Source organism: Citrobacter sp. RHB20-C16 (assembly GCF_013890155.1).
GTDB classification, from domain to species: Bacteria; Pseudomonadota; Gammaproteobacteria; order Enterobacterales; family Enterobacteriaceae; genus Citrobacter_A; species Citrobacter_A amalonaticus.
Map to the genome: position 1 here is coordinate 2,236,293 of NZ_CP057630.1, position 21,286 is coordinate 2,257,578.

Below are 21,286 nucleotides of genomic sequence, written 5' to 3' on the forward strand. Positions count from 1 at the left end.
GGGTGCATTCTCCCTTTTTTTAGTGTTACCATCGTTCGACCACATTGCCGCGCTTGCGTAGCGAAAGCGGATGTGTACCAGATTGTGCGCCAATTTAGCAATTGTTGGTTAGATGGCTGCACAACTAACTGTAAACAAATAAATTTTCTCTTTGTATGTGATCTTGCGTATGGGTCACCACTGCAAATAAGGACATAACATGCCTGTTATTACTCTTCCTGATGGCAGTCAACGCCATTACGACCACGCTGTAAGCCCTATGGATGTTGCGCTGGACATTGGTCCAGGTCTGGCGAAAGCCACCCTTGCTGGCCGTGTTAATGGCGAGCTGGTTGATGCTTCTGACCTGATCGAAAATGATGCGACGCTCTCTATCATCACCGCAAAAGATGAAGAAGGGCTGGAGATTATTCGTCACTCCTGCGCGCACCTGTTAGGTCATGCGATCAAACAACTTTGGCCGAATACCAAAATGGCTATCGGTCCGGTTGTCGACAACGGCTTCTACTATGACGTAGACCTTGACCGTACGTTGACCCAGGAAGATATCGATGCGCTCGAGAAGCGGATGCACGAGCTCGCTGAGAAAAATTACGACGTCATTAAGAAGAAAGTCAGCTGGCACGAAGCGCGTGAAACCTTCGTGAAGCGTGGCGAGATCTATAAAGTCTCCATTCTTGATGAAAACATTGCCCATGATGACAAACCTGGTTTGTATCATCATGAAGAATATGTCGACATGTGCCGCGGTCCGCACGTGCCGAATATGCGCTTCTGCCATCACTTTAAACTGATGAAAACCGCAGGCGCGTACTGGCGTGGCGACAGCGACAATAAGATGTTGCAGCGTATCTACGGAACGGCCTGGGCAGATAAAAAGGCCCTCAGCGCTTATCTGCAACGTCTGGAAGAAGCGGCAAAACGTGACCACCGTAAAATTGGTAAGCAGCTTGACCTGTATCACATGCAGGAAGAAGCGCCGGGTATGGTGTTCTGGCATAACGACGGCTGGACTATTTTCCGCGAACTGGAAGTCTTTGTGCGTTCCAAGCTCAAAGAGTATCAGTATCAGGAAGTGAAAGGGCCGTTCATGATGGACCGCGTGCTGTGGGAAAAAACCGGGCACTGGGACAACTACAAAGATGCGATGTTCACCACCTCTTCAGAGAACCGTGAATACTGCATCAAGCCGATGAACTGTCCGGGTCACGTACAGATCTTTAATCAGGGCCTGAAATCCTACCGCGACCTGCCGCTGCGTATGGCAGAGTTTGGTAGCTGCCACCGTAACGAGCCGTCAGGCGCGTTGCATGGTCTGATGCGTGTACGCGGCTTCACCCAGGATGATGCGCATATCTTCTGTACTGAAGAGCAAATCCGCGATGAAGTTAACGCCTGCATCCGTATGGTCTACGATATGTACAGCACATTTGGCTTCGAGAAAATCGTTGTCAAACTCTCCACTCGCCCCGAAAAACGTATCGGTAGCGACGAAATGTGGGATCGTGCTGAGGCGGACCTGGCCGTTGCGCTGGAAGAAAACAATATCCCATTTGAATATCAACTGGGTGAAGGCGCCTTCTACGGTCCGAAAATTGAATTTACCCTGTATGACTGCCTCGATCGCGCATGGCAGTGCGGTACAGTACAGCTGGACTTCTCCCTGCCGTCTCGTCTGAGCGCCTCCTATGTGGGCGAAAACAATGAGCGTCAGGTACCGGTAATGATTCACCGCGCAATTCTTGGGTCTATGGAACGTTTTATCGGTATCCTGACTGAAGAGTTCGCAGGCTTCTTCCCGACCTGGCTTGCGCCGGTTCAGGTAGTGGTGATGAACATTACTGATTCACAGTCTGAATACGTTAACGAATTGACGCAGAAACTTCAAAATGCGGGCATTCGTGTAAAAGCAGACTTGAGAAATGAGAAGATAGGCTTTAAAATCCGCGAGCACACTTTACGTCGTGTCCCTTATATGTTGGTCTGTGGTGATAAAGAAGTGGAAGCAGGCAAAGTTGCCGTTCGCACTCGCCGCGGGAAAGACCTGGGCAGCCTTGACGTAAGTGAAGTGATTGAGAAGCTGCAACAAGAGATTCGCAGCCGCAGTCTTCAACAACTGGAGGAATAAGGTATTAAAGGCGGAAAACGAGTTCAAACGGCACGTCCGAATCGTATCAATGGCGAGATTCGCGCCCAGGAAGTTCGCTTAACAGGTCTGGAAGGCGAGCAGCTGGGTATTGTGAGTCTGAGAGAAGCAATCGAAAAAGCTGAAGAGGCTGGAGTAGATTTAGTTGAAATCAGCCCTAACGCCGAACCGCCAGTTTGTCGTATCATGGACTACGGCAAGTTCCTTTATGAAAAGAGTAAGTCTTCTAAGGAACAGAAGAAAAAGCAAAAAGTTATCCAGGTTAAGGAAATTAAATTCCGTCCTGGTACCGACGATGGCGATTATCAGGTAAAACTCCGCAGCCTGATTCGCTTTCTGGAAGATGGCGATAAGGCCAAGATCACACTGCGTTTCCGCGGTCGTGAGATGGCCCACCAACAGATTGGTATGGAAGTGCTGACGCGCGTTCGTGACGATCTGAGTGAACTGGCAGTAGTCGAATCCTTCCCAACGAAGATCGAAGGCCGCCAGATGATCATGGTGCTCGCTCCCAAGAAGAAACAGTAGGCCTTCAAGTAGTATTTCCTGTGAAGCCTTTGGGCTTCACAGGTTTTGCTCGCCTGGGTTTCATTTATTAACAATGCGAAGTGGAAGTTATTAAAATGCCAAAAATTAAGACCGTACGCGGTGCTGCTAAGCGCTTCAAAAAAACCGGTGGTGGTGGATTTAAGCGTAAGCACGCAAACCTGCGTCATATTCTGACCAAAAAATCAACTAAGCGTAAACGTCACCTGCGTCCAAAAGGCCTTGTTTCTAAAGGCGATCTGGGCCTGGTTATCGCGTGCCTGCCGTACGCATAAGCCGTTAACGTTTTTTTAAATTTTTAATGCCCAACCGATTTCACTGTGGTGAAAGGGGGGCAAATCAGAATAGATACAGGAGAGCACTATGGCTCGCGTAAAACGTGGTGTAATTGCACGCGCACGTCACAAGAAAATTTTGAAACAAGCCAAAGGTTACTACGGTGCGCGTTCTCGCGTATACCGCGTTGCCTTCCAGGCCGTCATCAAAGCAGGTCAGTATGCTTACCGTGACCGTCGTCAACGTAAGCGTCAGTTCCGTCAACTGTGGATTGCGCGTATCAACGCAGCAGCACGTCAGAACGGTATTTCTTACAGCAAATTCATCAACGGCCTGAAAAAAGCCTCTGTTGAAATCGACCGTAAGATCCTGGCTGACATCGCCGTATTCGACAAAGTAGCGTTCACCGCTCTGGTCGAAAAAGCGAAAGCAGCTCTGGCATAAGCCAGTGAAAAGAGGGAGCCTGGCTCCCTCTCTTTTATTTGTTGTTCCGTCAATAAGTTGACAATTGATCCGTAACCCTTTTCAATAAAGGTTCTCCGGTTTTTACCACACAAGGTAACGCAAGCATGAATGCTGCTATTTTCCGCTTCTTTTTTTACTTTAGCACCTAACTTCAGGAGGCTAGCGCGTGAAAGAAGAAACGAAAAACAGCGCAAAAAAGCCTCCTGATGGAGGCTTTTTTTGTGCCCGAAATCGAGAGATTACGTTCAACGAACCGGTGTCTTCACCGACACAATGAGGAAAACCATGTCACATCTCGCAGAACTGGTAGCCAGTGCGAAGGCGGCCATTAACCAGGCGTCAGATGTTGCCGCGTTAGACAATGTGCGCGTCGAATATTTGGGCAAAAAAGGGCACCTGACCCTTCAGATGACGACGCTGCGCGAGCTGCCAGCTGAAGAACGTCCTGCCGCCGGTGCGGTGATTAACGAAGCGAAAGAGCAGGTACAGCAGGCACTCAACGCGCGTAAGGCAGATCTGGAAAACGCCGCGCTGAATGCGCGTCTGGCAGCGGAAACCATCGACGTTTCTTTGCCGGGGCGTCGCATTGAAAATGGCGGTCTGCATCCGGTCACCCGTACCATCGATCGCATTGAAAGCTTCTTTGGCGAGCTTGGCTTTACCGTGGCGACCGGCCCGGAAATCGAAGATGACTACCACAACTTCGATGCGCTGAATATTCCTGGTCACCACCCGGCTCGCGCCGATCACGACACCTTCTGGTTTGATGCAACGCGTCTGCTGCGTACCCAGACATCCGGCGTACAGATCCGTATCATGAAAGATCAGCAGCCGCCGATTCGCATTATCGCGCCGGGTCGCGTGTATCGTAACGACTACGATCAGACGCACACCCCGATGTTCCATCAGATGGAAGGCCTGATTGTGGATACCAACATCAGCTTTACCAATCTGAAAGGGACGCTGCATGACTTCCTGCGTAACTTCTTTGAAGAAGATTTGCAGATTCGTTTCCGTCCTTCCTATTTCCCGTTTACTGAGCCATCTGCCGAAGTGGACGTGATGGGTAAAAACGGTAAATGGCTGGAAGTGCTGGGCTGCGGCATGGTGCATCCGAACGTTCTGCGTAACGTTGGTATCGACCCGGAAATCTACTCAGGTTTCGCATTTGGGATGGGGATGGAGCGTCTAACCATGTTGCGTTACGGTGTGACTGACCTGCGAGCGTTCTTCGAAAACGATCTGCGTTTCCTCAAACAGTTTAAATAAAGGCAGGATAAAACAATGAAATTCAGTGAACTGTGGTTACGCGAGTGGGTTAACCCGGCTATCGATAGCGACGCGCTGTCGAATCAAATCACCATGGCAGGCCTGGAAGTTGACGGTGTTGAAGCGGTTGCCGGTGCATTTAATGGCGTCGTCGTGGGTGAAGTGGTTGAATGCGGCCAGCATCCGAATGCGGACAAACTGCGCGTGACGAAAGTGAATGTCGGTGGTGAGCGTCTGCTGGACATCGTCTGCGGCGCGCCAAACTGCCGTCAGGGGCTGAAAGTGGCGGTTGCCACCATCGGTGCCGTTCTGCCGGGCGATTTCAAAATTAAAGCCGCTAAGCTGCGTGGCGAGCCGTCTGAAGGCATGCTGTGCTCCTTCTCCGAGCTGGGGATTTCCGACGATCACAGCGGCATTATTGAACTGCCGGCCGATGCGCCGATCGGTACCGACATCCGCGAATACCTGAAGCTTGATGACAACACCATTGAGATCAGCGTGACCCCTAACCGTGCTGACTGCTTAGGCATCATCGGTGTCGCCCGTGACGTGGCTGTGCTGAACAAAGCGCCGCTGGTTGAGCCGGAAATCACGCCGGTAGCAGCAACCATCACTGATGTTCTGCCGATTACCGTAGACGCCACCGACGCCTGCCCGCGCTATCTGGGTCGCGTCGTCAAAGGCATCAATGTGAAAGCGCCAACCCCGCTGTGGATGAAAGAAAAACTGCGCCGTTGCGGTATCCGCTCCATTGATGCCGTGGTTGACGTGACCAACTATGTATTGCTTGAGCTGGGTCAGCCGATGCACGCCTTTGATAAAGACCGCATTGAAGGCGGGATTGTCGTGCGCATGGCGAAAGAGGGCGAAACGCTGGTACTGCTTGATGGCACAGAAGCAAAGCTTAACGCTGATACGTTGGTAATTGCCGATCATCATAAAGCGCTGGCGATGGGCGGTATCTTCGGTGGTGAGCATTCTGGCGTGAATGATGAAACGCAAAATGTGCTGCTGGAATGCGCTTTCTTCAGCCCACTGTCAATTACCGGTCGCGCACGTCGTCATGGTCTGCATACCGATGCGTCTCACCGTTATGAGCGCGGTGTGGATCCGGCTTTGCAGTACAAAGCGATGGAACGTGCTACCCGTTTGCTGATTGACATCTGCGGCGGCGAAGCTGGTCCGATCATTGATGTGACGGATGAAACCACGCTGCCGAAGCGCGCGACCATTACGCTGCGTCGCAGCAAGCTGGATCGTCTGATTGGCCATCACATTGCCGATGCACAGGTCAGCGATATCCTGCGCCGTTTGGGCTGTGAAGTGACCGAAGGTCAAGGCGAGTGGCAAGCCGTTGCGCCAAGTTGGCGCTTCGACATGGAAATTGAAGAAGACCTGGTTGAAGAAGTCGCCCGCGTGTATGGCTACGACAACATCCCTGATGAACCGATCCAGGCGGGTCTGATTATGGGGACGCACCGTGAAGCGAATTTGTCGCTGAAGCGTGTGAAAACGCTATTGAATGACAAAGGCTACCAGGAAGTCATTACTTACAGCTTTGTTGACCCGAAAGTGCAGCAGTTGCTCCATCCGGGTGAAGAGGCGCTGCTGCTGCCAAGCCCAATCTCCAGTGAAATGTCGGCAATGCGTCTGTCGTTGTGGACGGGGTTACTGGCAACGGTGGTCTATAACCAGAATCGTCAACAGAACCGCGTACGTATTTTTGAAAGTGGGCTGCGTTTTGTGCCGGATACCCAGGCCAATCTGGGCATTCGTCAGGATCTGATGCTGGCGGGGGTTATTTGCGGTAACCGCTATGATGAGCACTGGGATCTGGCAAAAGAGACCGTTGATTTCTATGATTTGAAGGGCGATCTGGAAGCGGTGTTGGATCTGACCGGTAAACTCGGTGACATTCAGTTCAGAGCAGAAGCCAATCCGGCACTGCATCCGGGACAGTCAGCCGCGATTTATCTGAAAGGTGAACGCATTGGTTTCATTGGTGTTGTTCATCCTGAGCTGGAACGTAAGCTGGATCTCAATGGCCGTACTCTAGTGTTCGAACTGGAGTGGAACAAGCTCGCAGACCGCGTGGTGCCTCAGGCGCGCGAGATTTCACGCTTCCCGGCGAACCGTCGCGACATCGCTGTGGTCGTCGCCGAAAACGTTCCCGCTGCTGATATTTTATCCGAGTGTAAGAAAGTTGGCGTAAATCAGGTAGTTGGCGTAAACTTATTTGACGTGTACCGTGGTAAGGGTGTTGCGGAGGGGTATAAGAGCCTCGCCATTAGCCTGATCCTTCAGGATACCAGCCGTACACTCGAAGAAGAGGAGATTGCCGCTACCGTCGCCAAATGTGTAGAGGCATTAAAAGAGCGATTCCAGGCATCATTGAGGGATTGAACCTATGGCGCTTACAAAAGCTGAAATGTCAGAATATCTGTTTGATAAGCTTGGGCTTAGCAAGCGGGATGCCAAAGAACTGGTCGAACTGTTTTTCGAAGAGATCCGTCGTGCTCTGGAAAACGGTGAGCAGGTAAAACTCTCTGGTTTTGGTAACTTCGATCTGCGTGATAAGAATCAACGTCCGGGACGTAACCCGAAAACGGGCGAAGATATTCCCATTACAGCACGGCGCGTGGTGACCTTCAGACCCGGACAGAAGTTAAAGAGCCGAGTCGAAAACGCTTCGCCCAAAGATGAGTAATCAGATCTAACCAAAAAGGCCGCTTTTGCGGCCTTTTTTCTTTTCTGCGGGGGTATCGCACCGTAGAATCAATGACATCCTTTTCAGTTGAACGGAAATCATGCTGACTTTTGCCCGTCAACAACAGCGACAACATGTGCGCTGGATCCTGAGTCTGTCGGTACTGATGTTACTGACACTGTGGTTGAGCCTGTGCGCCGGAGAGCAGTGGATATCGCCCGCTGACTGGCTGACGCCGCGTGGTGAACTCTTTGTCTGGCAAATTCGCCTTCCGCGCGCGCTGGCGGTTCTGCTGGTGGGCGCGGCGCTGGCTTTGTCCGGCGCAGTGATGCAGGCGCTGTTTGAAAACCCGCTTGCGGAGCCGGGGTTGCTCGGCGTCTCCAACGGTGCGGGCGTGGGGCTGATCGCCGCCGTGCTGCTGGGGAAGGGCATACTGCCGCACTGGGCGCTTGGACTGTGCGCGATTGCCGGTGCGCTGGTCATCACGTTGATCCTCCTGCGTTTTGCCCGTCGTCATCTTTCGACCAGCCGCCTGCTGCTTGCTGGCGTGGCGCTGGGGATTATCTGTAGTGCGCTGATGACCTGGGCCATCTATTTTTCTACCTCATTCGATCTGCGTCAGTTGATGTACTGGATGATGGGGGGATTTGGCGGCGTTAACTGGGAGCAGTCCTGGCTGATGCTGGCCCTGATTCCGGTGCTGGTGTGGATCTGCTGCCAGTCGCAGGCGATGAACATGCTGGCGTTGGGGGAAACCTCTGCCCGACAACTGGGACTCCCCTTGTGGTTCTGGCGAAATCTGTTGGTGGTTGCCACCGGATGGATGGTCGGTGTCAGCGTGGCGCTGGCCGGGGCAATTGGTTTTATTGGCCTGGTCATCCCCCATATTTTACGCCTGTGCGGCTTAACGGACCATCGCGTGCTGTTACCTGCCTGTGCGCTGGCGGGGGCCATTGCGCTGCTGCTGGCCGATGTGGTCGCTCGCCTGGCGCTGGCCTCCGCCGAATTGCCGATTGGCGTGGTCACCGCGACGCTCGGCGCACCGGTTTTTATCTGGCTGTTACTCAAAGCCGGACGTTAGGTACGACAAGACAGTCTATGATTAGAAGCTGGTATTTGAATCACTCACGATCCTGGAGAGGCTATGCAAGACTCGATTCTGAACACGGTAGTGACAACGATTGATGGCGAAGTGACCACGCTTGAGAAATACACAGGTAATGTTCTGCTGATTGTTAACGTAGCTTCAAAATGCGGACTTACCCCACAGTATGAGCAACTGGAAAATATTCAGAAAGCGTGGGCCGACCGTGGCTTTATTGTGCTGGGCTTTCCCTGCAATCAGTTCCTTGGGCAGGAACCTGGCAGTGATGACGAGATCAAAACCTGGTGCGCGACGACCTGGGGCGTGACCTTCCCGATGTTCAGCAAGATTGAGGTAAACGGGGAGGGGCGTCATCCGCTGTACCAGAAACTGATTGAGGCGGCACCGACGGCTGTAGCCCCTGAAGAGAGTGGTTTCTATGAGCGAATGGCCAGCAAAGGGCGTGCGCCGCTCTATCCTGACGATATCCTGTGGAACTTTGAGAAGTTCCTCGTAGGCCGTGATGGCAAAGTGATACAGCGTTTCTCTCCGGATATGACGCCGGAAGATCCGATTGTGATGGAAAGCATCAAACTCGCGTTGGCTAAATAATGTCTTCAGTGATGCAGTTACAGGATGTGGCGGAATCGACCCGGTTAGGGCCTCTGTCCGGCGAGATTCGGGCAGGGGAGATCCTGCATCTTGTGGGGCCGAACGGCGCCGGAAAGAGCACGCTGCTGGCGCGGATGGCAGGGTTAACCAGTGGGGCGGGAACGATCGCTCTGGCGGGGACTGAGCTGGCATTGTGGCCCGCCGCTAAACTTGCCCGCCATCGTGCTTATCTGGCGCAGCAGCAAAATCCGCCCTTCGCGATGCCGGTATGGCACTTCCTGACGCTACATCAGCCAGACAAAACGCGCACAGACCAGTTGATGGCGGTGGCCGAGTCGCTGGGGCTGGCGGACAAACTTGAACGCAATGCGAAGGAGCTCTCAGGTGGGGAATGGCAGCGCGTCCGTCTTGCCGCGGTGATCCTGCAAATCGCGCCAGAGACCAACCCACAGGGGCAGCTATTGCTCCTCGATGAGCCCATGAACAGCCTTGATGTCGCGCAGCAAAATGCGCTGGATCGCATTCTGCACCGCTTGTGCCAGCAGGGGATTGCCATCGTGATGAGCAGTCACGACCTGAATCATACCTTGCGCCACGCGCACCGGGCGTGGTTGCTCAAACAGGGGAAACTGCTCGCCAGCGGTCCACGTGATGAAGTGCTGACGCCAGCGCATTTAGCGCAGGCGTATGGTCTGCACTTCCGGCGTCTTGACATCGAAGGTCACAGAATGATTATATCAACCACTTAAACGAAATGGTTTCTTGAAAACCCGCGTAAATACCCGCTATAAGGGGTGAAGAATAAAAAATACAGAGGATTCGCCTGAATGCGTTTCTGGTTTCTTTTTTGCACAGCACTGTTGTTGGCCGGATGTAGTAGCCACCGAGCGCCGCCGCCCAATGCCCGGCTCTCTGATTCCATTACCGTGATTGCCGGCTTAAATGATCAACTGCAGACCTGGCGTGGGACGCCCTATCGTTACGGCGGCATGAGTCGCGGTGGCGTGGATTGTTCCGGTTTTGTGCTGATGACCATGCGCGATCAGTTCTCTTTGCAGCTGCCGCGCGAAACCCGTCAACAGGCAAAACTGGGGACGGAAATCGATAAGGACGACTTGTTGCCTGGCGATCTGGTGTTTTTCAAAACCGGGTCGGGAGAGAGCGGTTTACATGTGGGTATTTATGATACTAACGGTCAGTTTATTCATGCATCAACCAGTCGTGGTGTGATGCGTTCGTCGCTGGATAATGTCTACTGGCGGAAAAACTTTTGGCAGGCGAGACGCATTTAGTCGTAGGGCGTTATTTCGATTGAGGATGTCCCTCGCTTTTATTGCCGAAAAAGAACAATGCTGGATAAGCGTTTATAATCAGGATAAGCTGAATACTAAGGAACCGGGGCTCCGGGTGAAAAGGACAACATGAACATTTTCCTTCTGGCATTAAAAAAGATGGATGACGACATCCTGTGTAATAGGTTGCCGAATCACTCCCTGTATGTGGGACTGCCGTGATGAATGTTTCACTGGATAACGTGTATCATTCTGAACTCTATTTTCAGCCCGCCAGGAATGTACAACGAAAACTTATCGGTTTAAGCGTTATCGCGAACTTTGTCAGTGAAGACGGTGACGTTCGTATCCCAACTGAACTGGTGCTTCCGCGACTTTCTCCCGAAGAACAGTGCCAGTTATTTATCGAAAAGCTAGCGCTGATCGAAACGTGCCAACATTTTTTTATTCAACATAAACTTGTCGCCTGGATTTATATAACCCCGGCAGTTGTACCGTTATTATTAACCAATAGTGAGTGCGTTTCTGCCGTTAAACGGTTTTCGTTTCTCGAACTCATGATTAATGAGAATTTTCCCGAACTGTCTGAAGGTAAAGAGAATAAAACGTTGCATGCGCTGGCTGAACGTTTTCCTCTGGTACTGGCCAATTTCGGTGCAGGGGAAAGTGCCAACAAAGCCATATTCGATGGATTATTTAAACGAATTATCCTGGACCGGAATTTTGTCCATCGTCGGGCCACTCGTCTTTCCTTCGAACCGTTCATGCGCGCCATCCTTACGCAAGTGTCGCCTTATTGCGAATCGCTGATGATCGCCGGTATCGACAGCGAAGCGATGTTGACCCGCGTGACGCCATTCGGTTTTAGCGGTATGCAGGGCGGGCTGTGGCCTGCCGTCTCGGCCAGTCAGGTCACCCAATTACTCCACAGATAACCTTTCTGTTTGCTGGTGTTTATGACGGAATTAACCGTCTACACTACAGGCAGGAGGCCCTATGACCCTGTCTTTCACAGCCCGCTGGCGCGATGAACTGCCAGCAACATTTACCGCACTGCCGCCAACACCGCTGAATCACTCGCGACTGATTTGGCACAACGATGCGCTTGCCGAACAACTGGGCATCCCCGATTCCCTTTTTCATCCTGACAGCCCGGCGGGTGTCTGGGGCGGCGAGGCGCTGTTGCCGGGGATGTCTCCGCTGGCGCAGGTCTATAGCGGTCATCAGTTCGGCGTCTGGGCGGGTCAACTGGGTGACGGGCGCGGCATTCTGCTCGGTGAGCAGTTGCTTGCCGATGGCAGCACAATGGACTGGCACCTGAAAGGCGCGGGTTTGACGCCGTATTCGCGCATGGGTGATGGTCGTGCGGTATTGCGCTCCACGATCCGAGAAAGCCTTGCCAGTGAAGCGATGCACTACCTGGGGATACCGACGACCCGGGCGCTGACGATTGTCACCAGTGAAACACCGGTTTACCGCGAAACGGTGGAGGCGGGGGCGATGCTGATGCGACTGGCGCAAAGCCACTTGCGCTTCGGTCATTTTGAGCATTTCTATTACCGTCGCGAGCCGGAAAAAGTTCAGCAACTGGCGGATTTCGCCATTCGTCATTACTGGCCGCATCTCCTGCAAGACGCCGATAAGTACATTCTCTGGTTTCGCGACGTGGTCGCGCGGACCGCGTCACTGATCGCCGACTGGCAAACCGTGGGTTTCGCGCACGGGGTGATGAACACCGATAACATGTCGATCATCGGGCTGACGATGGACTACGGTCCGTTTGGGTTCCTGGACGACTATGAACCGGGCTTCATTTGCAACCATTCTGACCACCAGGGGCGCTACAGCTTTGACAATCAACCGGCGGTAGGTTTGTGGAATCTTCAGCGCCTTGCGCAAAGTCTGTCGCCCTTCATCACCGTTGAGGCGCTCAATGATGCCCTCGACGGGTACCAGGTGGCGCTACTGACGCGCTACGGTCAGCGGATGCGGCAGAAACTGGGGTTCATGACCGAACAAAAAGATGACAACGATCTGTTGAACGAATTGTTCAGCCTGATGGCCCGCGAGCACAGTGACTATACCCGTACTTTCCGCATGCTAAGCATGACAGAGCAGCAGAATGCCGCCTCTCCACTGCGCGACGAATTTATCGATCGCGACGCCTTTGATGACTGGTTCACACGTTACAGAACGCGTTTGCAGCGCGATGCAGTCGATGATGCTGCGCGTCAGTCGCTAATGCTGAGCGCCAATCCTGCGGTGGTGCTGCGTAACTGGCTGGCGCAGCGGGCGATTGCGGCGGCGGAGAAAGGCGATATGAGTGAACTGCATCGCTTACATGCCATATTGCGCGAGCCTTTCCGCGATCGCGATGATGACTACAGCCAGCGTCCGCCGGACTGGGGCAAACGCCTGGAAGTCAGCTGTTCAAGCTGAAGCGCTATTTGGTCAGCAAGAGTTTACCTGCCTGCGTTTGACGCAGCAGGTATTCCTGACCGTTGTGATCGATAATCACTTTACCGTCATCACCTAACAGTTTCTGACTGCTGATCTTGCGGATGGGCGCAGGTGGGAGAGCCGCGTTTTCTCGTTCCTTAAGGCGGGGTGACTCAATGTTATCCATACGGGTATCACGATTTATTAATAATAATTAATGTAACAATGATTTTTATTATCAATAAAGTGCACGATAACAACAAGTATTAAATGTGGTAGTTTGCGAAAAGGGAGGGGAGAATATGCCCACCCTGTACGGATGGGCGGACGATCAGAAGCGGCTGTCCACCGCCGAGGCCAGTTTGCTCAGCAGCAGTTCAGTGTCTTCCCAGTTAAGGCAAGGATCGGTTATCGACTGACCATAAACCAGCGGCTGCCCGCTGATAATTTTCTGCGTACCTTCACGCAGGAAGCTTTCCGCCATAATGCCGGCGATGGCTGTCGATCCGTTACGGATTTGCTGGCAAATATCATCACAGACATCCAGTTGACGGCGATGCTGCTTCTGGCAGTTGCCGTGGCTGAAATCGACGACCAGATGTTCTGGTAAATCAAATTCATGCAGCGTATCGCAGGCTGCAGCAATATCTTCAGCATGGTAGTTCGGCTTTTTGCCACCGCGCATAATGATATGGCCATAAGGGTTGCCGCTGGTCTGATAAATGGTCATCTGACCGGTTTTATCGGGTGAGAGGAACATATGGCTGGCGCGGGAAGCGCGGATCGCGTCAACGGCGATACGGGTATTTCCGTCGGTCCCGTTTTTAAAGCCGACCGGGCAGGAGAGCGCCGAGGCCATTTCGCGGTGGATCTGGCTTTCGGTGGTCCGCGCGCCAATGGCGCCCCAACTGATCAAGTCGGCAATAAATTGACCGGTCACCATATCGAGAAATTCCGTCGCGGTTGGGATGCCCAGTTCATTGACCTGCAACAGCAGTTTACGCGCCAGTTCAATGCCGTGATTCACGCGATAGCTGCCGTTGAGATCCGGGTCGGAAATGAGTCCCTTCCAGCCGACAACGGTACGTGGTTTTTCAAAATAGGTGCGCATGACGATTTCCAGGCGCGCCTGATGCTGCGTGCGCAGCGCCTGTAAACGCGTGGCATACTCCAGCGCGGCATCGAGATCGTGAATGGAGCACGGACCTACAATAACCAGCAAGCGGCGGTCTTCACCATTCAATATTCTTTCTATCCGGCGTCGGGAGTCGGTGACGTGGCTGGCGACGGCGGGCGACACAGGATGCCGTTGCGCAAGTTCAGCGGGCGTGACCAGACTGTCTATACGCGCGGTACGCAGTTCATCGGTTCTGTTCATGACAATTCTCAGAAATTTGTGGCTTCTACGGCAGAGGTACCGGGAAGTGATGGGCACAACCTTAAACCAATCCCTGCTGATTTCAAGTGCGAGGTGCGTCACACCTCGCGGCAGAACGGTATGATAACAAAAAAACAGAACTCGCGAACTAGTTTATTAGTACATGCGTCGACTTAATCCCATGATATCGAGGATTTTGGTGGCAATCTCTTCAACTGAATAGTTAGTACTGTTCAACCACGGGATCTGGTTCTTACGGTAGAGCGCCTCGACTTCGGCCACTTCCATACGGCACTGACGCAGGGAGGCATAGCGACTGTTTTCCCGGCGCTCTTCGCGGATGGCGGCCAGACGTTCAGGGTCAATCGTCAGACCAAACAGCTTATGTTGCAGGGGTTTTAACGATGCAGGCAGAACCAGATTGTCCATGTCGTCGGCAATAAAAGGATAGTTTGCCGCGCGGATGCCAAACTGCATTGCCAGGTAGAGGCTGGTGGGCGTTTTGCCGCAGCGCGAGACGCCCAACAAAATCACCTGCGCCTGGTCCAGGTTGCGCAACGAAATGCCGTCATCGTGGGCAAGGGTATAATCAATGGCGGCGATTCGCGCATCGTACTTGTTCAGGTTACCCGGATTCAGCCCGTGCGTCCGGTGAGCAATCGGCGTGGGGTAGAGTTTCATCTCGTGCTGTAGCGGGGTGATCAGCGCCTGCACGATATCCTGACAGAAGCCTTCGCTTTGCAGAATGATGGAACGGATCTCCGGTAATACAATCGAATAGAACACCAAAGGGCGCACGCCGGTTTGTTGATAAATGGCGTCGATTTGGTCTTTAACGGCGCGGGCGCGGTTCTCATTTTCAACAAACGGCAGCGTAATACTGCTGATAGTGACGGGGAACTGTGACATCACCGCATGGCCCAACACTTCAGCGGTAATTGCCGTTCCATCGGAAATATAAAACACGTGACGATCTACAGCATTATCCATTTTCACACCCTGAAAGTCAGTCATAATTCTCTGAAAGCATAAATTAAAATTACTCTGAAGCGTAGAAAATAACGCTTATTTTGAAAATGAAATGGTATTTTTATATTTTATGAAAAGTGCATTTCATTTTATGGAACAGATGTTTATACCGACACATTTTGTGGGGATCGCCCGCCATTCGCGGGTTTGCGCAAATGGGTAAACTGTCCGAAAAAATAAAAAATATATTTGCTTGAACGATTCACCGTTTTTTTAAGCGGGTTAAATATGCAAAGATAAATACGTAATTAAGCGTTTCCTAAACTCGTTCATTTATCACAAAAGGATTGTTCGATGTCCAACAATGGCTCGTCACCGCTGGTGCTTTGGTATAACCAACTCGGCATGAATGATGTAGACAGAGTTGGGGGCAAAAATGCCTCCCTGGGTGAAATGATTACTAACCTTTCCGGTATGGGTGTATCGGTACCGAATGGTTTTGCCACAACCGCCGATGCGTTTAACCAGTTTCTGGACCAGAGCGGTGTAAACCAGCGCATCTATGAACTGCTGGATCAAACGGATATTGACGATGTTAACGCGTTGGCGAAGGCCGGCGCGCAGATCCGCCAGTGGATTATCGACACTCCTTTCCAGCCTGAGCTGGAAAATGCTATCCGCGATGCCTACGCACAACTCTCCGCGGACGATCAACATGCTTCTTTCGCCGTGCGTTCATCTGCCACTGCGGAAGATATGCCGGATGCCTCTTTTGCCGGGCAGCAGGAAACCTTCCTCAACGTCCAGGGCTTTGACGCCGTACTGGTCGCCGTGAAGCACGTGTTTGCCTCGCTGTTTAACGACCGCGCAATATCCTATCGCGTTCACCAGGGCTATGACCACCGTGGCGTGGCGCTCTCTGCGGGTGTCCAGCGGATGGTGCGTTCCGATCTGGCGTCGTCCGGCGTGATGTTCTCCATCGATACTGAATCTGGCTTTGACCAGGTGGTGTTTATCACCTCCGCGTGGGGGCTGGGCGAGATGGTGGTGCAGGGCGCGGTAAACCCGGATGAGTTCTATGTCCATAAACCGACGCTGGCGGCCAATCGCCCGTCTATTGTGCGCCGCACGATGGGCTCGAAAAAAATCCGCATGGTCTATGCGCCGACCCAGGAACACGGCAAACAGGTCACCATTGAAGATGTGCCGCAGGAAAGCCGTGATATTTTCTCCCTCACCAACGACGAAGTGCAGGAACTGGCGAAGCAGGCGGTACAGATTGAAAAACACTACGGTCGTCCGATGGACATCGAGTGGGCGAAAGATGGTCATACCGGCAAACTGTTCATCGTCCAGGCTCGTCCGGAAACCGTGCGTTCTCGCGGCCAGGTGATGGAGCGTTACACGCTGCACGCGCAGGGCAAAATCATTGCGGAAGGCCGTGCTATCGGTCACCGCATCGGGGCAGGCCCGGTAAAAGTCATTCATGATATCAGCGAGATGAACCGCATTGAGCCTGGCGACGTACTGGTCACCGACATGACCGACCCGGACTGGGAACCGATCATGAAAAAAGCGGCGGCGATTGTCACTAACCGTGGCGGTCGTACCTGTCACGCCGCGATTATCGCCCGTGAGCTGGGGATCCCGGCGGTGGTAGGCTGCGGCGATGCCACTGAGCGCATGAAGGATGACGAGAAGGTCACCGTTTCCTGCGCAGAAGGCGATACAGGCTACGTGTACGCCGACATGCTCGACTTCAGCGTTAAGAGCTCCAGCGTCGATACGATGCCGGATCTGCCGCTGAAGGTGATGATGAATGTCGGTAACCCGGATCGGGCGTTTGACTTCGCCTGTCTGCCAAACGAAGGCGTTGGCCTGGCGCGTCTGGAATTTATCATCAACCGTATGATTGGCGTCCACCCGCGTGCGCTGCTGGAGTTTGACGATCAAGATGCCAAACTGCAAAACGAAATCCGCGAGATGATGAAAGGCTTTGATTCTCCGCGTGAATTTTACGTGGGGCGCCTGACGGAAGGGATCGCCACCCTTGGCGCGGCGTTCTGGCCGAAACGCGTGATTGTGCGTTTGTCCGACTTTAAGTCGAACGAGTACGCAAACCTGGTGGGTGGTGAACGCTACGAGCCAGAGGAAGAGAACCCGATGCTGGGCTTCCGTGGCGCGGGTCGCTATGTGTCGGACAGCTTCCGTGATTGCTTTGCGCTGGAATGCGACGCGGTGAAACGCGTGCGTAATGAGATGGGACTGACTAACGTCGAAATCATGATCCCGTTCGTCCGTACCGTTGAGCAGGCAAAAGCGGTCGTGGAAGAGCTGGCGCGTCAGGGGCTGAAACGCGGCGAAAATGGTCTGAAGATCATCATGATGTGTGAGATCCCGTCCAACGCCCTGCTGGCTGAACAGTTCCTGCAATACTTTGACGGCTTCTCGATCGGTTCTAACGACATGACACAGTTGGCGCTGGGTCTGGATCGTGACTCTGGTGTGGTATCAGAGCTGTTTGATGAGCGTAACGACGCGGTGAAAGCGCTGCTGTCGATGGCGATTCGTGCCGCGAAGAAACAGGGTAAATACGTCGGGATTTGCGGTCAGGGTCCGTCTGACCATGAAGACTTTGCCGCCTGGCTGATGGAAGAGGGGATCGACAGCCTGTCGCTGAACCCGGATACCGTTGTCCAGACCTGGCTGAGCCTGGCGGAACTGAAGAAGTAAGGTACAGCCGGATGGCGATGCGCCGCCATCCGGCAATTTATGCCTCACGGCATTCCGACGCTAACCGCTGAATAATATCCTGGCGTAACAGGAACTTTTGGATCTTCCCGGATGCCGTTCTGGGTAACTTTTCGACCACCACAATGTGCTCTGGATACTTATATTTCGCTACCCGTTTACGGCTAAAGAAGGCAACCACTTCTTCCAGCGACAGTGAATGATGCGGCGCTTTCAGCACGATGTAGGCACAGGAACGCTCGCCTAAACGTTCGTCCGGCATAGCAACCACACAGGCATCGTGAATGCGGGGGTGCTGCAACAGAATATCTTCCACTTCGCGACTGCTGATGTTTTCTCCGCCCCGAACGATAATATCTTTCTTGCGCCCGGTTATCTGAATGTAGCCCGCCTCGTCCATCCGACAGAGATCGCCACTGTAGTACCAGCCCTCGCTATCCAGCGCCCGGGTGGTTAACTCAGGCTCGTCAAGATAGCCCATAAAGACGTTTGGTCCGCGTGATGCCTCTTCCCCTTCAACGCCCGGAGGCACGGGATTACGCGCCTCATCAACAATTCTGATCTCCACGCCTGCCGCCGCGTAGCCATCGGTATTCATCATACGGGAAGGGGGGGCGTCGAGATTCACTACCGCATGCGGCGAGCTTTCCGTCGAACCATAAACGCTGAGCAGTTTAATGCCGCGCTGCTGGCAGTCGCGAGCAATGCGCTGCGGAATGGTCGTTCCTCCGCACAAAAAGAAACGCAGCGAAGAGAGGTCGGCAGGCTGCTGTTCCACGGTACAGAGCAGGTCGTACACAAACGGCGTCGCCCCTAAGACGCAGGTACAGCGCTGTTGCTCCAGAAGCGCAAGGCAGGCCGTTGGGGTAAAAATATCCAGTAGCACGCTGCGCGCGCCGATCAGAAACGGTGCCGTCACGCCGTGTAAAAAACCGGTGGCGTGTCCCAGCGGCGCTGGCATCAGAAAGACGTCCAGCCAGGTCAGATTCAGACGCGCGCAGTAGGCCCGCTCGCTGGCGAGAATATTGTTGTGGCTGAGCATGACGCCTTTTGGCAGTCCCTCGGTGCCAGAGGTAAACAGCACGGCGGCCAGCTCGTCGCCGTGAACCTGAATGTGACGGGCAAGTGGCGCGTTGTCCGCAACGATCTGGCTGAGGGCGAGCGAGGTTGTCGCCGGTGCCAGTTTATCGACGCCGATAACGTGTTGCAGATGTGGCAACTGGTTTTGCAGGGGCAAGATCAAATCGACCGGGCGCGTCTGTTTAAACACGGTTGGGGCGAAAAACAGTTTTGCCTGGCACTTGTTCAGCACCCACACCAGCTCGGCTTCGCGCCAGGCGGGCAGCAGGGGAACGGATACGGCGCCGGTTTTCAGACAGGCGAGATAGATAACGGTAAATTCGCACCAGCCGGGAAGCTGAAAAGCGACGCGGTCGCCGGGCTGAATGCCGTTCGCCAACATCCAGCTCGCCAGACAGCTTGCCGCGTGGTCGAGGGCGGCGTAAGTGAATTCCGTACCGTGGTTATCCACGACGGCGATTTTGTCTGGCACGCTGCGCGCGGTATGTTGCCAGTAGTCTCCCAGCGAGGCATCGCCCCAAAAGCCAAGCTTGCGGTATGCGTCCCGCCGCCCGGCGTCAAACGTTAATGTGACACTCATCGGAGGTTCCCGGTCTATCAAGGGGGTAGTAGGGGATTGCAGGCCGGATAAGACGCCTGGCGTCACTCTCCGGCATTTGTGCCCATCCGTCGTTTCAGCCGTAGCGGAAATCCACGCCAAACGTGCCTGCGGGGTACTCCCATTTTTCGAGGATCGTCTCACCACACAGCACCCGGCAGGTTCCGCACTCCAGACAGCCCGCGGAATCAAAGTGAATCGTACCTGCCTCATCCTGCTTATAGAGTCCGGCAGGGCAGGCATTCAGCAATTTTTGAAACTCTTTGCTGTCCGGGTTCGCCGCCAGAATGATGTGCGGATGGCCCTCATCAACATGGAATTTATTGACGCCCAGTTTGACGTCGACGTTAACGCGATTTTCCTGGCTCATAGCGCCGTGACTCCCTTAATGCCATCTTTGAGCAGATTCATCAGCCCGATCTGTTTTGCATGTGACAGGATCATTTTGCGCATCGGCTGATTCGGGCTGCCATCAATGGTGAATATGTCATTCATGATGTCCGCCACCATTCGCGGGTACTGGGTGAACAGGCGCGGATTCTCCATCAGCGCCGGGATCTTACGGAAATGCTGCATATCACGCATAACGCACCCTTTCTCCAGCTCGTGTTTGTATTGCGCAAGCGTGCGAGCAGAGAAGTCCTTGCGCTCTTTGGCCCCAATCGCGGCGTGTGCCGCCGCTTCGGCAGAGGCGATGGCTAAATCCATTCCGCGTACCGTAAAACCGAGGTTCAGACAAAAGCCCGCAGCGTCACCGACAATCATCACACCGTCGCCTACCAGCTCCGGCACCATCGCCAGTCCGCCTTCTGGCACCATATGTGCCGAGTACTCCAGCAATTTGCCGCCCTGAATCAACGGACGAACGGCAGGGTGCTGTTTAAAATCTTCCAGCATCTGCGGCACGCTTTTCTGCGCATGGGCCATGTCGCCCAGCCCGCATACCAGACCGAGGGAAATGGAGTCACGATTGGTATAGAGGAACCCGCCGCCCATCAGGCCGTTTGACGGTGATCCTGCGAATAACCACGCCGCGCCTTCATTTCCGGACAGATTAAAACGGTCGTTGATTTGCTCCGGGGAGAGGCCAATCAACTCTTTCACACCGACAGCGTAATGGTGCGCCGATGAGGCAGGTACCATGCCCAGCGAACGGCCCAACATTGAATTGACGCCATCAGCGAGGATCACCACGTTGGCTTCGAGAATATCGTCGCCAGCCTGTACGCCTGTGACCTGGTTGCCTTCACGAATCAGCGCATCCACGCGCACGCCAGGGATAAATTGTGCGCCAGCCGCTTCGGCTTGCTCCATCAGCCACGGGTCGAGACGGTTGCGCAACACGCTGTACGATGCCTGAGTCGGTACATCCGGCTGTTCGCGATGGTAATCCAGCGTGATCGCGCTTTCTTCCGTCATAAACGAGATTTTCTCGCGGGTGACTTTGCGTTCAACGGGCGCCTTCTCGCCAAATCCGGGCATAATCCGCTCAATCACATGGGCGTAGAGACGCCCCCCGGTCATATTTTTACTGCCCGCGCTGTTACCGCGCTCGATGACCAGAACATCGAGTCCGGCTTTTGCCATGATGTACGCCGCCACCGTGCCCGCTACGCCAGCACCGACGACGATGGCATCAAATTTTTCATCCGACATGCTTAAAGCTCCCTTCCC

At 53.7% G+C, this 21,286-nt stretch carries 21 protein-coding genes and 1 other annotated feature; of the genes, 15 read left to right on the forward strand and 6 right to left on the reverse strand.

Features of this window, described 5'->3' with window-relative positions:
• Nucleotides 1-199 precede the first annotated feature (199 nt).
• The 14 genes from thrS (at nt 200) to selO (ending at nt 12,836) form a co-directional block, all read left to right on the forward strand.
• Nucleotides 200-2,128 carry a threonine--tRNA ligase gene (thrS, locus tag HVX64_RS10755; RefSeq protein WP_043000876.1) on the forward strand — a complete coding sequence of 643 codons (1,929 nt, stop codon included), beginning with the start codon at nt 200-202 and terminating at the stop codon, nt 2,126-2,128.
• Nucleotides 2,129-2,131: 3 nt separating this feature from the next.
• On the forward strand, nt 2,132-2,674 hold the full coding sequence (gene infC / locus HVX64_RS10760; protein ID WP_043000875.1) for a translation initiation factor IF-3: 543 nt from the start codon (nt 2,132-2,134) through the stop codon (nt 2,672-2,674).
• A gap of 95 nt (nt 2,675-2,769) precedes the next feature.
• Nucleotides 2,770-2,967: a 50S ribosomal protein L35 gene (rpmI, locus tag HVX64_RS10765; RefSeq protein ID WP_003030583.1), complete on the forward strand. Its 198-nt coding sequence runs from the start codon at nt 2,770-2,772 to the stop codon at nt 2,965-2,967.
• A gap of 88 nt (nt 2,968-3,055) precedes the next feature.
• Complete coding sequence (gene rplT / locus HVX64_RS10770; protein ID WP_000124850.1) at nt 3,056-3,412, forward strand: 50S ribosomal protein L20; 357 nt, start codon at nt 3,056-3,058, stop codon at nt 3,410-3,412.
• A gap of 120 nt (nt 3,413-3,532) precedes the next feature.
• Nucleotides 3,533-3,656, forward strand: a sequence feature (Phe leader region).
• A complete protein-coding gene (gene pheM / locus HVX64_RS10775) occupies nt 3,538-3,582 on the forward strand; it encodes a pheST operon leader peptide PheM (RefSeq protein ID WP_001386830.1) in 45 nt (14 codons plus the stop codon). Its footprint overlaps the feature before it by 45 nt.
• 62 nt (nt 3,657-3,718) lie before the next feature.
• Nucleotides 3,719-4,702: a phenylalanine--tRNA ligase subunit alpha gene (pheS, locus tag HVX64_RS10780; protein ID WP_181825406.1), complete on the forward strand. Its 984-nt coding sequence runs from the start codon at nt 3,719-3,721 to the stop codon at nt 4,700-4,702.
• A 15-nt stretch (nt 4,703-4,717) separates the two neighbouring features.
• A complete protein-coding gene (gene pheT / locus HVX64_RS10785) occupies nt 4,718-7,105 on the forward strand; it encodes a phenylalanine--tRNA ligase subunit beta (RefSeq protein ID WP_044254795.1) in 2,388 nt (795 codons plus the stop codon).
• Between the two features lie 4 nt (nt 7,106-7,109).
• Nucleotides 7,110-7,409: an integration host factor subunit alpha gene (gene ihfA / locus HVX64_RS10790; protein ID WP_001229265.1), complete on the forward strand. Its 300-nt coding sequence runs from the start codon at nt 7,110-7,112 to the stop codon at nt 7,407-7,409.
• 100 nt (nt 7,410-7,509) lie between these two features.
• Complete coding sequence (gene btuC / locus HVX64_RS10795; protein ID WP_043000872.1) at nt 7,510-8,490, forward strand: vitamin B12 ABC transporter permease BtuC; 981 nt, start codon at nt 7,510-7,512, stop codon at nt 8,488-8,490.
• A 63-nt stretch (nt 8,491-8,553) separates the two neighbouring features.
• Nucleotides 8,554-9,105, forward strand: a complete 552-nt coding sequence (locus HVX64_RS10800; RefSeq protein WP_044254791.1) for a glutathione peroxidase — start codon at nt 8,554-8,556, stop codon at nt 9,103-9,105.
• Nucleotides 9,105-9,854: a vitamin B12 ABC transporter ATP-binding protein BtuD gene (btuD, locus tag HVX64_RS10805; protein WP_044254789.1), complete on the forward strand. Its 750-nt coding sequence runs from the start codon at nt 9,105-9,107 to the stop codon at nt 9,852-9,854. The genes HVX64_RS10800 and btuD overlap by 1 nt, the downstream gene beginning before the upstream one ends.
• 78 nt (nt 9,855-9,932) lie before the next feature.
• Nucleotides 9,933-10,397, forward strand: a complete 465-nt coding sequence (locus HVX64_RS10810) for an NlpC/P60 family protein (protein WP_043000869.1) — start codon at nt 9,933-9,935, stop codon at nt 10,395-10,397.
• Between the two features lie 221 nt (nt 10,398-10,618).
• Complete coding sequence (locus HVX64_RS10815; protein WP_044254787.1) at nt 10,619-11,332, forward strand: EAL domain-containing protein; 714 nt, start codon at nt 10,619-10,621, stop codon at nt 11,330-11,332.
• 61 nt (nt 11,333-11,393) lie between these two features.
• Nucleotides 11,394-12,836 (forward strand): protein adenylyltransferase SelO, encoded by a 1,443-nt coding sequence (selO, locus tag HVX64_RS10820; RefSeq protein WP_044254785.1) that lies wholly within the window; start codon nt 11,394-11,396, stop codon nt 12,834-12,836.
• Between the two features lie 4 nt (nt 12,837-12,840).
• Here the strand turns inward: selO and hemP are convergent, their stop codons facing one another.
• The 3 genes from hemP to ppsR form a co-directional block, all read right to left on the reverse strand.
• Nucleotides 12,841-13,023 (reverse strand): hemin uptake protein HemP, encoded by a 183-nt coding sequence (hemP, locus tag HVX64_RS10825; RefSeq protein WP_044254783.1) that lies wholly within the window; start codon nt 13,021-13,023, stop codon nt 12,841-12,843.
• 144 nt (nt 13,024-13,167) lie between these two features.
• The gene (aroH, locus tag HVX64_RS10830) at nt 13,168-14,214 is read right to left on the reverse strand and encodes a 3-deoxy-7-phosphoheptulonate synthase AroH (RefSeq protein ID WP_043000865.1); all 1,047 of its coding nucleotides are present in this window, start codon (nt 14,212-14,214) and stop codon (nt 13,168-13,170) included.
• Nucleotides 14,215-14,370: 156 nt separating this feature from the next.
• Complete coding sequence (ppsR, locus tag HVX64_RS10835) at nt 14,371-15,204, reverse strand: posphoenolpyruvate synthetase regulatory kinase/phosphorylase PpsR (RefSeq protein ID WP_043000864.1); 834 nt, start codon at nt 15,202-15,204, stop codon at nt 14,371-14,373.
• A 333-nt stretch (nt 15,205-15,537) separates the two neighbouring features.
• On the opposite strand from ppsR, the gene ppsA reads away from it, so the two are divergent.
• A complete protein-coding gene (ppsA, locus tag HVX64_RS10840) occupies nt 15,538-17,916 on the forward strand; it encodes a phosphoenolpyruvate synthase (RefSeq protein WP_043000863.1) in 2,379 nt (792 codons plus the stop codon).
• Between the two features lie 37 nt (nt 17,917-17,953).
• Here ppsA and fadK read toward each other — a convergent pair whose 3' ends face one another.
• The 3 genes from fadK to HVX64_RS10855 form a co-directional block, all read right to left on the reverse strand.
• Nucleotides 17,954-19,594 (reverse strand): medium-chain fatty-acid--CoA ligase, encoded by a 1,641-nt coding sequence (gene fadK, locus HVX64_RS10845; RefSeq protein WP_181825407.1) that lies wholly within the window; start codon nt 19,592-19,594, stop codon nt 17,954-17,956.
• A 94-nt stretch (nt 19,595-19,688) separates the two neighbouring features.
• Nucleotides 19,689-19,982 (reverse strand): ferredoxin family protein, encoded by a 294-nt coding sequence (locus HVX64_RS10850; RefSeq protein ID WP_043000861.1) that lies wholly within the window; start codon nt 19,980-19,982, stop codon nt 19,689-19,691.
• Nucleotides 19,979-21,268 (reverse strand): FAD-dependent oxidoreductase, encoded by a 1,290-nt coding sequence (locus HVX64_RS10855; RefSeq protein ID WP_044254781.1) that lies wholly within the window; start codon nt 21,266-21,268, stop codon nt 19,979-19,981. The genes HVX64_RS10850 and HVX64_RS10855 overlap by 4 nt, the downstream gene beginning before the upstream one ends.
• Nucleotides 21,269-21,286: the final 18 nt, after the last annotated feature.